The following is a 12,427-nucleotide window of genomic DNA, read 5'->3' on the forward strand; positions in this document are numbered from 1 at the left end:
AAATGACACCCCCAATCTACATTAACTGTTATGGAAACATTACTCAAAGAGACAGTTGATATCACTGTCAATTCCCGTTATCCGGGCATGGCTCCCGAAGGCAGACGACAAATCGAAGAAATCCTGATTCGCAAAGAGGTGGAAAAAGGCGAGCTTCTGTTGAAGGAAGGACAAATCAGCCACAACATCGTACTCGTCGGCAAAGGCATGCTGCGACAGTTCTACTACAAAAACGGCAAAGACGTCACCGAACATTTCTCGTATGAAGGCTGCATCGTTATCTGCATCGAAAGCACCCTCAAAAAAGAGCCCACCCACCTGATGATCGAAGCGCTCGAGGACAGCATCGTCTACCTACTTCCCTATGACAAGTTGATGTTACTCACCGAAATCTCCCGGGAAATCAATATGTTCTATCGCAAGATACTTGAATACTCCCTTATTGTTTCACAAATCAAAGCCGATTCCTGGCGGTTCGAGACTGCACGCGAGCGTTACAACCAACTGATGCGGCACCAGCCGGAAGTCATCAAGCGTGCTCCCTTGTCGCATATCGCGTCTTATCTGCTGATGACTCCCGAGACATTAAGCAGAGTGCGTTCGGGCATACTCTGATTTTTTGCGGGGGTGCCCGAACCGGTCATATCTGAATTTATATAGAATATTTATCCTTTCTATATTTAAACCTGTTCTATCTCAAATCTTTTTTTGAGATAGCTTGTTATCAAGCTCATTATTCATCTTAAAATTCAGATTATGACTACAATATATACTTTTGCGCAAAGTGCCATCGAAGACGCCAGAAGCGCCGGGCGCTACGGCACCGCCAACTTGTACACCAGCGCCATCAACAGTTTCCGTAAATTCACCGGAGACATCCCTCTCACCTTCAAAGAACTCACGGCAGGTCTGATTAAAACTTACGAAGAAAGCCTGCTCCAACAGGGACGGCGTCACAATACCATATCCGCTTATATGCGTATGTTACGCTCCATCTTCAACCAGGCGCATTTACAAGGTATTCCCGACGCCATATCCGCCGACGAACTGTTTCGTTTCGTTTTCACAGGATACGAACCCACCGCCAAGCGGGCTATTTCGCCCACTCTCATACGGCGCCTCTCGCAATTGAATCTGGAGAAGCAGCCCAACTTACGCTTCAGCCGCGATTTGTTCCTGCTCAGTTTCTATCTCAGAGGGATTCCGTTCGTCGACCTCGTCCATCTCCGCAAAACGGACATGAGATACAACACCATTCATTACCACCGGCATAAAACCCGCCAGCAGCTATCGGTCTATATCGAGCCTTATGCCGCCGATATCCTGCACCGGTACACCGACAAGCGTTCCAAATCCCCCTATCTCCTGCCCATACTTTCATCCACCGGCGCAGAGGGTTACCGACAGTACAAGAGCGCTTTACGCCTCTATAACCAACACCTGCACCAACTATCCAAAATGCTGCGCCTGAATGTACCGCTAACCTCTTACGTAGCCCGCCACAGCTGGGCCACTACCGCCAAAGAAGAGGGAGTGGCCCTTGCCATGATAAGCGAGGGTTTGGGGCATAGTTCCGAAAAAGTTACACACGTATATCTCGCTTCTTTTAACAATAATGCGATGAGTAAAGCCAATAGAAAAGTAATATCTACAATTCATAGCAAAGAAAAAAAAAGAAAAAGCAAAAAATAGCGTGTCAACTTATCTTACGAATTAATCAACAAATTTTACAAGAAATCCATTCTCTTACTTACAAGGTAAGAGAATGGAATAGAATCGGGAAAAAACGTTTTATAATGACATATAAGGATACTATCCCAATGAAACAGGATAATTTAAAACAGGTTGCGCCTTTATTTCTTCAGAAACGGGTATTTGTAAAAATCAAAGGATTATAAAAATTATATCTGTAATTATTTTTAAATACAAAAAATATGTTTTATACCTTTTTATTCCTATTTACAATAAATATACACCAATAAAAAATACAAATTTATTTATTTGTATTGGTGATTTTTTTTCTATCTTTGTCGCCATGAGAAGAGATTCTCTTACCTTGTAAGTAAGGGATTTCTTTTTTCCACTACCTTGTAAGTAGGAGAAAAGACAAACAAATAGAACAAATATACAGCAAAATCATTCATTTTATCCACCAAAATAAATTGAATGACAGGACATTACAGAAGGTATGAGACAGGTTTTACGTTTCAACAGAATTATCAAATGCATCATCATCGCAGGCGATTTATGTATACTTAACGCTATTTTTATAGTGTTATATCATACATTGGACAGTAATACGCTTGGAGCTACATTCAGCAATTCTCTGCCTCAACTGCTGGTTCTCTTGAATTTAGTATACATTGTATGTAACTATTCCAAAGGCATCATCCTGCACCAGCGCATCGTACGTCCCGATCGTATTATCATGCGCGCCATCCGCAGTACTTTTTTCCATGCTTTTGTATATATCAGCTTAATCAGCCTTGCGGATTTCGGAACGCTCTCGGCCCGTTTTTTCACGCTATTCTATATATCGTTTTTAGCGTGTCTGATTATTTACAGGCTGGCATTCAGACATATCCTGAAATTATATCGCCGTTCCGGCGGAAACTCCCGTACAGCCATACTGGTAGGTGACGGCAGCAACATGGTGGAGCTTCACCATGAAATGACCGGCGATCCGACTTCCGGTTATCGGGTAGTCGGCTATTTCGCGGAAAGCCCTTCCTATCTTTATCCGGAGCATCTCCCGTATCTGGGTGTCCCGGAACAGGTAGTCCCCTACCTCAGCTCCAACAATATCGAACAAGTATATTGCGGACTGACTTCGGCTCATAGCAAGGAAATCCTGCCCATCATCAATTATTGCGAGAACCATTTTCTGCATTTTTACAGCGTACCCAACGTACGTAAATATTTAAAGCGACGCATGCATCTCGAAATGTTGGGAAACGTGCCCGTCCTGTACATACGTCAGGAACCGTTGGCTCAACCGGAGAACCGTATGCTCAAACGTCTGTTCGACATTGTGTTCTCCTTGCTTTTCTTGTGTACCCTATTCCCGATTATTTTTATAATTATAGGAACCGCCATAAAAATCAGCTCTCCCGGACCTGTTTTCTTCAAACAGAAACGCAGCGGTGAAGAGGGTAAAGAATTCTGGTGCTATAAGTTCCGTTCCATGCGCGTCAATAAAGACAGTGATAAGCTGCAAGCCACTAAAAACGACCCGCGTAAAACACGCCTGGGCAATTTTATGCGCAAAAGCAATATCGACGAACTCCCCCAGTTCATCAATGTGCTATTGGGTGACATGTCCGTAGTAGGTCCACGCCCGCACATGCTGAAACATACCGAAGAATACTCCAAACTGATTGATAAATATATGGTGCGCCACCTTGTCAAACCCGGTATTACCGGTTGGGCCCAAATCACCGGATTCCGCGGCGAAACCAAAGAATTGTGGCAGATGGAAGGACGCGTAGAACGAGATATCTGGTATCTGGAGCACTGGACTTTCATGCTCGACCTGTATATCATCTACAAAACCGTAAAGAACGCGGTAAAAGGAGAAAAAGAAGCCTATTAAACAGTGAGTTGAAAATTGCGAGTTGAGAGTTAAAAATCATAAACACATGAAAAAAAAGAGTCTGATTATTTTATTATTTCCGCTAATACTTACCGGATGCCAAAGCTACAAGAAAGTACCTTACCTGCAGGATGCTTTACAGCAGACCGCAACAGCGAATACGAACGTTCCCGATATGAGTTTGTACGATGCGCGTATCATGCCGAAAGACTTACTGACAATTGTAGTGAGCTGTCCCGAAGAACCCGAATTGGCGGAACCTTTTAACCTGACAGTAGCCACTCCTGTAAGCAATACCGGCAGTAAATCCCTTACTTCCCAACCCGCATTGCAACAATATCTTGTAGACAACGATGGAAATGTAGAGTTCCCGGTATTAGGAACCATTCATTTGGGAGGGCTTACCAAAGGAGAGGCCGAACAATATATCAAAGACAAACTCAAACCCCAATTCCGCGAAACTCCCATCGTTACCGTACGTATGGTGAACTACAAGATTTCCGTTATCGGCGAAGTAGGTCGTCCGGGAACTTTCACCATATCCAACGAGAAAGTTAATATCCTCGAAGCTCTTGCCATGGCGGGTGACATGACTATCTACGGCATCCGGGACAATGTAAAACTGATTCGCGAAGACAATAACGGAAAACGGGAGATTATCACACTCAACCTGAACGACCAAGACATACTGCAATCACCTTACTACTACCTGCAACAAAATGACATTCTGTATGTCACTCCCAATAAAACGAAGGCAAAGACATCCAATATCAGTACCAGTACCACAATCTGGTTCTCGGTTGTCGGATCATTGGTATCATTGGCGAGTCTTATCATCGCGATTACAAAATAAGGAGAATTGAAAAACCAAAACAGAAAATTAAAAAATACGGACGTGAAAGAAGAAATATACGACGACTTGTTCGAAGAAAAAGAAGAAAAGACCAACTGGCAGGCTATACTTTTCAAATATGTCATCCGCTGGCCGTGGTTTATCGCCTCAGTCATCCTTTGTCTGGTATGCGCCTGGTTCTATCTGAAAACCACCACTCCTGTATATAACATCAATGCATCCATTATTATTAAGGATGACAAGAAAGGCGGGAACGCAAGCGACCTTAGCGCTTTCGAGGATATCGGCATCATATCTTCTTCTAAAAACATTGACAATGAAATCGAAATTCTTCGCAGTAAATCGCTCATCAAAGATGTAGTCAGCGAACTGGGCTTATATATCAACTATTCCGGTGAAAGCGGATTTAACAAGACCGATTTATATGGTTCATCTCCGGTACTCGTACACTTCCTGCCGGAAGATGCCGAACGCCTTACCGAGCCGATACTTCTGAGTATCAGCTATAATTCCGACCGTCAGATAGATGTAACGGCAACTGTTAAGGGGAATACCGTCAACAAACATTTCACGGAGCTGCCTGCCGTTCTGTCCGGTGAAGCGGGTACACTCACTTTTATGTCCAATCCTTCCGTAGCCCTCACGGGCAGCGGTAACATAGAGGTAAGCATCGTCAATCCCCTATCCGTAGCCAAAGGTTACCGGACAGCCCTGTCTATCGAACCGACCAGCAAAACCACTTCCGTCGTTACCGTATCGGTGAAAAACACCAGTAAGAAACGCGGTGAGGATTTTATCAACAAACTGATAGAAATATATAACAAGAACGCCAACAACGACAAAAACGAAGTTGCGCAGAATACCGCCCGTTTCATCGATGAGCGCATCTCCGTCATCAATCAGGAGTTAGGTACCACGGAGCAGGAGTTGGAAAGCTTCAAGCGCGAAGCGGGGCTTACCGACCTCAGCAGCGATGCCCAGCTTGCCATCAGCGAACAGTCCGCCTATGAAAAACTTTGTGTGGAAAACGGCACGCAACTCAACCTGATTCAATATCTCTCCGAATACATCCGGAAGCCGGAAAACGTAACCGCCACTCTCCCTGCCAATGTAGGGCTGAACGACGAAACCCTGTCCGGACTCATAGCACAATACAACGCCCTGATTTTGGAACGCAACCGCCTGTTGCGCACCTCTTCGGAAACCAATCCGGTTGTACGCCGTCTCGACAGCAACATAGAGGACATGCGCGCCGGTATCATTACAACCATTGCCAGCGTGCGCAAGGGATTGCTCATCACCAAAGCCGACCTCGACCGCCAGGCAGGCAAATACGCCGGACGCATCAGTAACGCCCCCGCTCAGGAACGCCGCTTTGTCAGCATCCAGCGCCAACAGGAAATCAAAGCAGGACTTTATCTCATGCTGTTGCAGAAACGCGAGGAAAACAACATCGCGCTGGCCGCCACCGCCAATAACGCCAAAATCATTGACGATGCGATAGCGGATGATTTCCCCATATCTCCTCAAAGCAAAAAAATCTACATGATAGCCCTCGTGCTCGGATTCGGTATTCCGGTTGGAGTCATTTATCTCCTGAACCTACTCAGTTTCCGTATCGAAGGACGTGCCGATGTCGAGAAGCTCACCGATGTACCCATTATCGGTGATGTTCCCCTCACAGAACCGGAAGCCGGACACACCCATACCATTGCCGTCCGTGAAAACGACAATGACATCATGGCGGAAACATTCCGCAGTCTACGCACCAATCTGCTTTTCATATTGGGCGACCCGGATAAAAAAGTAATCCTTGTCACTTCCACCATGAGCGGTGAAGGGAAAACGTTCATCGCTTCCAACCTTGCCGTCAGTCTGGCGCTCTTGGGTAAAAAGGTAATCATCGTCGGACTGGATATCCGCAAACCGGGGTTGAACAAAGTATTCCACATTCCTCATAAGGAACGAGGCATTACCCAGTATCTGTCCGCTCCCCAAAATACAGACCTGCGTTCCATGGTACTCCCTACCGATATCTCCGCCAACCTCAGCGTACTGCCGGGCGGAGCCGTACCGCCGAACCCGACGGAACTGCTGGCGCGTCAGTCTCTGGCAGATGCCATCGATATATTGAAAAAAGAATACGATTACATTGTGCTCGACACGGCTCCCATCGGTATGGTAACAGACACGCAACTCATCGCCCGTGTAGCCGACGCGAGTATTTATGTCTGCCGGGCCGACTATACACACAAGAACGATTACCGGCTAATTAATGAGTTGTACAACAATAAACGCCTGCCTAACTTATGTACCGTCATTAACGGACTGGACATGACAAAGAAAAAATACGGCTATTATTACGGTTACGGTAAGTATGGCAAGTATTATGGCTATGGTAAGAAATACGGATATGGCTACGGGTATGGCTATGGTGACACCCCCGATACCAAATAAAATATATACCCCATAAGTCCGGGGCTTGCACGCGCGACACCGTTCTCGTTTCCGGGCTTATTTTTTGTTTGTTTGCTGGTATGCTGCGGCGGTAGAGCGCTGCTGCCGGGCATACCTTTTACACTAACCGATCACAAAAACAATGCAGAATACGAATCACATAGAAATAAAAAGCAGCACAGCTCACCGCCAATGGCTGGTGGCCTATGTACAGTCGTGCCTCGAGAAAAAAACCGCGCAACGGCTTGCCGCCATGGGTATCGAGTGCTATCTGCCTGTTCAGAGCGAAATCCGCCAATGGAGCGACCGCCGCAAACGGGTCGACCGGCTGGTGATTCCCATGATGATATTCGTACACGTCACTCCGCAGGAGCGGCCGCTTCCCCTAAGCCTGCAAGCTGTCAGCCGCTATATGGTGCTGCGCGGTGAAAGTACTCCCGCCGTCATTCCCGACGAACAGATGGCGCAGTTCCGCTTCATGCTCGACTACAGCCCCGAAGCAGTGGAAATGTGCAGCGTCCCGCTGGCTCCCGGCGATGCCGTAAAAGTCATAAAAGGCCCCCTTGCCGGCCTTGAAGGAGAGCTCATCACCGTCAACGGGAAAAGCAAAGTAGCCGTGCGACTGGATATGCTGGGATGCGCGCATGTAGACATCCCCATAGGGTTTGTCGAGAAAAAGGATAAAAAAGAAAAGGCTGTACGATGATTTCACTTTATCACCTTACAGCCTTTTCCGCATCATGTCAATTACACGTATTCCCGTCGCTAAAGCGTCATCGCATTTGCTCCAAACACGCCCAGCACAGCCGAAGCCACCGCAATCACCACCTTCAAAATCGTATCCCAGATTCCTCTACTTTTACTCATTTTCTTGCAATTAATTTATAATTCATAACTTATAACCCATTCTCATCCCAGCGGATTCTCTTCCTCTCCACCGGTATTTCCACCGCCGCCATTACCGCCCGGTGCCGTGCTTCCATCGGCAGATACCAGCTCGAAAGAGACATTGTTGGCAGCTCCTTTCGTAGTGGCAACCGAATCGTTCACCAGCCTCAAAGTCGTAGCGACCTTGAAGTTAATCCGCACCTTATCGATGTTTTTCACCGTACAATCCTTGGGATGTTCCGTGGCCACACAGTGAAACGAAGTGCGGAAAATACCGAAATCATCCAAACGGACACTGTTACCGTCGGTCAGTTTCTCACGCATGTTTCTCACGATAGCCTTACCTACATGCAGCACATCCTCTGCCGACATGCCACCCAAAGCCTCGATTTCTTCCGCGATGCGTTTCAAGTCATACATCTTCGCGTCACGCGGTTTTCTTTTCAAGGTATACACCAGCGGAGAAGTCTTGTCTCCGATCTTTTTGTAGCGCTGTGTACGCACTACCAATGCTGTCGCCATAATTCTTCAGTTTTTAATTGTTAATTGTAAAACATTCATCATTCAGTCCCGAGGGGCCCTTTCTCCTGACTGACCATGCAAAGATAACGCTTCGCCCACCCGTATCCGCCCCTTCGCGCATCATCACACACCATAAGGCGTTTTTCAGCGGTTTTTGACACCTTACGACGCGATAAACCACGCTCTTTTCTTCCACAACCCACTAATTATCATTAACTTTACATCATACAACAAGTCATAAAAGCCATGGAAAAATCCTCTTTCACTCCCCGCAGTTACAGCAAAAGCGAACTGGCAATGCTATACAGTCCCTATATCACACCCAAAGCCGCCGTCCGCAAACTCAACCGCTGGATAGCTTTCAACCCCGGACTCCGGCAACAGCTCGCAGCCACCGGCATACTCCCCAACGCCAAATGCTACACCCCTATCCAAGTGCACGCCATCGTAGAAGCGTTGGGAGAACCGTAACATAAAAACTCCAAGCGTTTAAAAGCCGAACGCCCGGTATTTCAGAGGCAAACACCGAGCATTTCAGCCTGAAACACAAGGCATTCCGGAAGTAAACTCCCGGCCTTTCGGGAGCAAACTCACGGAGTTGTCAGCCCCACCCACGGCAGCCTGTCCTTATCCAGCACTTTCCCTTGCATCTCGGTCATTATCTGTTCCTCGGATTCCCGTTCGTCATATCGCCCGCACGGTTGCCTCACGAACAGCACACTCCCTGTCCGGCACAAATCCTGGTCGCGTACTTTCAACATATCCAGCCGGGTATAACTCCTGTCCGGCTGCTCGATGCGGCTGATGGAAAAGATGAAATCGGCCAGGTTCGCCCAGTTGGCACTGCCCGAAATGGTGTACATGTCTATTTCTTCCAGTTCGTTCTTCCCATTCAGCTTTTTCAGGCTGCGGGGATGCGCCACGATAATCACCCAGATTCCGTTGGTACGTCCCCACGCCTGCATCTGCGTCAGCATGGCTTTGATGGCCTGCGTCTCCGTATTGTAACGTCCGGTTTCCACTTCCATGAAAAGATACGGGTCGATGATGAGATACTTCAACGGTACGGCACGTTTCACCCGTTCCGCACGCTCTATGATGTTGGCGGGTGTGGGCGAAACCTCGTGCAAATCCAGGTGCGCCATGTGCCCGTCCAGAAAAGAGACGATGGGTTGCAACTGTTCACGGGTATATGCCGCCGTGTTCACCTTACCCAGCATCAGGCGGATAAGATTCGCCATGTGCTTGTTCTTGTCGGGCACCTCGAAGGAGAGATAGCACACATAGCGCCCCGTCTTGGCCATAAGGCGGCAAGTCAGGTCATTCAGGAAATCCGTCTTGCCGCTATTGGGCTTTCCGGTGGCGATTATCAGCCCGCCCTGGTCAGTGGGATGAAACACATGGTCGGTAAGCGGACCGTAACCCACATCGTAACCGTGGTCGTAATTGCCGCTCAACACATTCATAATCTCATCCGCACGCTCACTTACCGTGATGATGTCCGACGTATGATGCGGACACGCCGAGTCGATAACCTCACGTACCACACCGGCGCCGTACATCACAAGCACGTCGGATATATCCTTACAACCGCCGGGCAGTACGGTGAACAGGCAACGCGTACCGAAATAGTCGGCAAGATGCTTCACAAGCGTTCTTCCGGGCAGGTCGCAGTCGCCGCAAATCACCAGTTCCCGCACCCTGTCCAGCCAGGGGCGGAAAGCCTCGAAGCCTTTGGAGAGGTCACTTGCCGCGCCGTTGGGTACGCTGATGACGTACGGATATCCCGCCTCATGCAGGGTCAGCACATCCCGTTCACCTTCGGTGACAATCAGGCGCGGAACGTTCTCTTCGGCAATCCGCAACGGATTGATGCAGTCGATATTGTAAGGCGGGCAAGGCGTGGTGGGCGACTCTTGGCTCCAGCACTTGGTATAACCGGAGGCGGAAACATCGCACGAGCGGTATTTCACATTGACGGGTTGCCCGTTGATGTAATTCACATAGGCGATACAGTGGTACATCATTCCCACAGCGTTCTTTTCATCCTTTTCACCCTTTCCGCTCTTACCGTCCTTGCCGCCGAAACAGCGATGCATCAGGCAACCGATACGCGCATCGACAGCGGTTTTCAAGGAAATGCCCATATCGGCAAGGTAGCGGCGGGCCGCAAGCTGTTCAGGGTCTGAAGTCTCCGGTTCGTCAGTCAGCGGTTTGATTTTGGAGATTATCTCAGGCGACAGCCGCTTGTAGTCTTCGGGAATCATAGATACCTCGAACGCGGCGTTTCCCCCGCCGACCGATGCCAACGCCATACCGCCCGGCTCTCCTTTTCCGGAACTCCGCTTTGCCGCCGGCGAAGCTCCCGCCGAATACGGATGTCCGGCATCCGACCGTACCGTGCCCCGCCGTTCTTCCCAAAAATCCTTCAACCTCCCGTGAAAGTCGCATCCCGCATAGAAGCAGTGATACAATCCCGTCTCTCGTGAAATGGAAAGATGTTTCTTCCCGCACTTGGGACACTCCGCCACAAAATTTTTCCCTACATTTCTACGCTCAGGAAAATCACTCAAATAATAAAAAGGTTTCATCATCCGATATTCATAATTTATAGTCTGTAACTCATAATTCAACACTCCCCCATTTTCCGCTCAGCACATTCCACTCCGCTCCCGCACCCGGACGGGGCGGCGCTTCATCCGGTATATTCACCACTCCTTCCAGCGGGTCGTCGTAAAAGCGCAGGCCGCTTTCCTTATCCGTCCACTCAAACTCGCCAAGCGGGTGATTATTGCGTTGCTCGCTCCGCATATCGGCAAGTTTTTGTATCCGCCTCTGTCTTCCGGCATGTGCGGCGTCTTTTTGCATTCGTTGTCCGCCGGCGGATTTCAGCAGGTTGTTCAGCCAGCATAAGCGTCCGGCATAGGTGGATTTCATGAAGCGTTCCTGTCCGGCAAAATAAGGTACCAGCAGCTCATTCACCAAGTACACCAGATTGAGGCATGCGTCTTCACGTGTCAGTCCCTCTTCCTGCTGGAAACGATTGATGAGCGGAGTAAAGACTTGCGCTTTCTGTATCGGATTCTCATTGATGAGATGAAAGAAATGTCGTGCGGTCTCCAGACTTTTTTCCGCGGAAGATATCTTTTCGGAGGATATATTATTCTTATTATCCTGTATAGTATATATATTATATATATCACCCTGCGGTAATTTTACCGGTAAAGTTTCCGCGGGATCATCCGTTTTTTCCTTCTCTTTCCAAAGGCAGGAATAGAATGAACTCATCCCGTACACATTATCGGCGAGTATGATGCCGAACGCCCCGCTTTGCCGGACTGCCTCGACCAGAAACCGTGCGTTCTTAAACTTCAGCGACTTACTGATATCATAGAAATTTTCTACGGGATAGACCGCATCCTCATTCATATAGGCGGGCATCCCCAAGAGCAACTCCAAAAGTTTCGCAACGGTGGAGTCTGTGATTTTCCGACTTTTCCATTGTCCGATGGTCTTTTGCAGCTCCCGTACGGAAAGTGTTGTTTTATGTGCTTTCATCGCATTTTATTTTAATTTATTAAAAAAACTGTCGCAAAGATATACCTTTGCACCCACATTCTCCGTACCCATATAGTGGGTACGGATATCAAACATTTCTATTTAATTAACTAAAAACAATTTCATTATGAAATCAAACAGATTCATTTCCGACCATCCGGAATTCGGCGCGTTCCTCAAAAAAGAACTGAAACAACTTGGTATTCCCAGAGAGGCATTCCGTTCTACTTGTCACATGAAGCAAAGCTATCTTGAGGACATAAAAAAGGGCTCCATAATTATGAGGTAGATAGTTACCAGCTCATTCTGAGCGCATTTGAAGAGTTCACGACACCGGAAAACGCACAGCGTATCTATCGGGAAGGGGTAAAATTCTTGTTTCCTAAGCTGAAAGACTAAGGTTTTATGGGTTTATGAAGAAAAATGCCTTTCAAATTTCTTCATAAACTTTGGAGCATTGCAAGTTAATTCGTAATTTTGCTGCACATTTATCAATCACTATTGCTTTCGCCTGCTCAATGATTTGGGAGGGGCGAAAGCGTAGCGTACTCATCCGT

General features: G+C 47.8%; 12 protein-coding genes. 8 read left to right on the forward strand and 4 right to left on the reverse strand.

Annotation, left to right across the window (positions count from 1 at the left end; translation table 11 throughout):
• Nucleotides 1-30 precede the first annotated feature (30 nt).
• The 6 genes from I2F54_RS05810 to I2F54_RS05835 all read left to right on the forward strand — a co-directional run bounded on the left by I2F54_RS05810 (nt 31) and on the right by I2F54_RS05835 (nt 7,608).
• The gene (locus tag I2F54_RS05810) at nt 31-615 is read left to right on the forward strand and encodes a Crp/Fnr family transcriptional regulator (protein WP_009120729.1); all 585 of its coding nucleotides are present in this window, start codon (nt 31-33) and stop codon (nt 613-615) included.
• A 141-nt stretch (nt 616-756) separates the two neighbouring features.
• A complete protein-coding gene (locus tag I2F54_RS05815) occupies nt 757-1,692 on the forward strand; it encodes a tyrosine-type recombinase/integrase (protein ID WP_009120728.1) in 936 nt (311 codons plus the stop codon).
• Between the two features lie 496 nt (nt 1,693-2,188).
• Nucleotides 2,189-3,592 carry an undecaprenyl-phosphate glucose phosphotransferase gene (locus I2F54_RS05820; RefSeq protein WP_022218696.1) on the forward strand — a complete coding sequence of 468 codons (1,404 nt, stop codon included), beginning with the start codon at nt 2,189-2,191 and terminating at the stop codon, nt 3,590-3,592.
• A gap of 46 nt (nt 3,593-3,638) precedes the next feature.
• Nucleotides 3,639-4,445 carry a polysaccharide biosynthesis/export family protein gene (locus tag I2F54_RS05825; protein WP_195500715.1) on the forward strand — a complete coding sequence of 269 codons (807 nt, stop codon included), beginning with the start codon at nt 3,639-3,641 and terminating at the stop codon, nt 4,443-4,445.
• A 42-nt stretch (nt 4,446-4,487) separates the two neighbouring features.
• Nucleotides 4,488-6,902, forward strand: a complete 2,415-nt coding sequence (locus I2F54_RS05830; RefSeq protein ID WP_195500716.1) for a polysaccharide biosynthesis tyrosine autokinase — start codon at nt 4,488-4,490, stop codon at nt 6,900-6,902.
• A gap of 142 nt (nt 6,903-7,044) precedes the next feature.
• A complete protein-coding gene (locus tag I2F54_RS05835) occupies nt 7,045-7,608 on the forward strand; it encodes a UpxY family transcription antiterminator (RefSeq protein WP_009120721.1) in 564 nt (187 codons plus the stop codon).
• Nucleotides 7,609-7,667: 59 nt separating this feature from the next.
• Here I2F54_RS05835 and I2F54_RS05840 read toward each other — a convergent pair whose 3' ends face one another.
• Nucleotides 7,668-7,769 carry a smalltalk protein gene (locus I2F54_RS05840; protein WP_022218693.1) on the reverse strand — a complete coding sequence of 34 codons (102 nt, stop codon included), beginning with the start codon at nt 7,767-7,769 and terminating at the stop codon, nt 7,668-7,670.
• A gap of 42 nt (nt 7,770-7,811) precedes the next feature.
• Nucleotides 7,812-8,312 (reverse strand): HU family DNA-binding protein, encoded by a 501-nt coding sequence (locus I2F54_RS05845; protein ID WP_009120720.1) that lies wholly within the window; start codon nt 8,310-8,312, stop codon nt 7,812-7,814.
• Nucleotides 8,313-8,558: 246 nt separating this feature from the next.
• Between I2F54_RS05845 and I2F54_RS05850 the strand changes: the two genes are divergently transcribed.
• Entirely contained in the window at nt 8,559-8,783 is a 225-nt protein-coding gene (locus tag I2F54_RS05850) for a DUF4248 domain-containing protein (protein ID WP_009120718.1), read from the forward strand.
• Nucleotides 8,784-8,902: 119 nt separating this feature from the next.
• On the opposite strand, the gene I2F54_RS05855 is transcribed toward I2F54_RS05850, so the two are convergent.
• Nucleotides 8,903-10,903 carry a bifunctional DNA primase/helicase gene (locus I2F54_RS05855; RefSeq protein WP_195500839.1) on the reverse strand — a complete coding sequence of 667 codons (2,001 nt, stop codon included), beginning with the start codon at nt 10,901-10,903 and terminating at the stop codon, nt 8,903-8,905.
• Nucleotides 10,904-10,934: 31 nt separating this feature from the next.
• Nucleotides 10,935-11,870: a hypothetical protein gene (locus I2F54_RS05860; protein WP_195500717.1), complete on the reverse strand. Its 936-nt coding sequence runs from the start codon at nt 11,868-11,870 to the stop codon at nt 10,935-10,937.
• 127 nt (nt 11,871-11,997) lie between these two features.
• Here I2F54_RS05860 and I2F54_RS05865 point away from each other — a divergent pair, with 127 nt between their 5' ends.
• The gene (locus I2F54_RS05865; protein ID WP_022218689.1) at nt 11,998-12,159 is read left to right on the forward strand and encodes a hypothetical protein; all 162 of its coding nucleotides are present in this window, start codon (nt 11,998-12,000) and stop codon (nt 12,157-12,159) included.
• Nucleotides 12,160-12,427: the final 268 nt, after the last annotated feature.

Source organism: Bacteroides clarus, from assembly GCF_015555825.1.
GTDB classification, from domain to species: domain Bacteria; phylum Bacteroidota; class Bacteroidia; order Bacteroidales; family Bacteroidaceae; genus Bacteroides; species Bacteroides clarus.

Coding starts and splice junctions, on each gene's coding strand:
- I2F54_RS05810 (WP_009120729.1), top strand. CDS start 31: ATGGAAACATTACTCAAAGAGACAGTTGATATCACTGTCAATTCCCGT.
- I2F54_RS05815 (WP_009120728.1), top strand. CDS start 757: ATGACTACAATATATACTTTTGCGCAAAGTGCCATCGAAGACGCCAGA.
- I2F54_RS05820 (WP_022218696.1), top strand. CDS start 2,189: ATGAGACAGGTTTTACGTTTCAACAGAATTATCAAATGCATCATCATC.
- I2F54_RS05825 (WP_195500715.1), top strand. CDS start 3,639: ATGAAAAAAAAGAGTCTGATTATTTTATTATTTCCGCTAATACTTACC.
- I2F54_RS05835 (WP_009120721.1), top strand. CDS start 7,045: ATGCAGAATACGAATCACATAGAAATAAAAAGCAGCACAGCTCACCGC.
- I2F54_RS05840 (WP_022218693.1), bottom strand. CDS start 7,769: ATGAGTAAAAGTAGAGGAATCTGGGATACGATTTTGAAGGTGGTGATT.
- I2F54_RS05845 (WP_009120720.1), bottom strand. CDS start 8,312: ATGGCGACAGCATTGGTAGTGCGTACACAGCGCTACAAAAAGATCGGA.
- I2F54_RS05850 (WP_009120718.1), top strand. CDS start 8,559: ATGGAAAAATCCTCTTTCACTCCCCGCAGTTACAGCAAAAGCGAACTG.
- I2F54_RS05855 (WP_195500839.1), bottom strand. CDS start 10,903: ATGAAACCTTTTTATTATTTGAGTGATTTTCCTGAGCGTAGAAATGTA.
- I2F54_RS05860 (WP_195500717.1), bottom strand. CDS start 11,870: ATGAAAGCACATAAAACAACACTTTCCGTACGGGAGCTGCAAAAGACC.
- I2F54_RS05865 (WP_022218689.1), top strand. CDS start 11,998: ATGAAATCAAACAGATTCATTTCCGACCATCCGGAATTCGGCGCGTTC.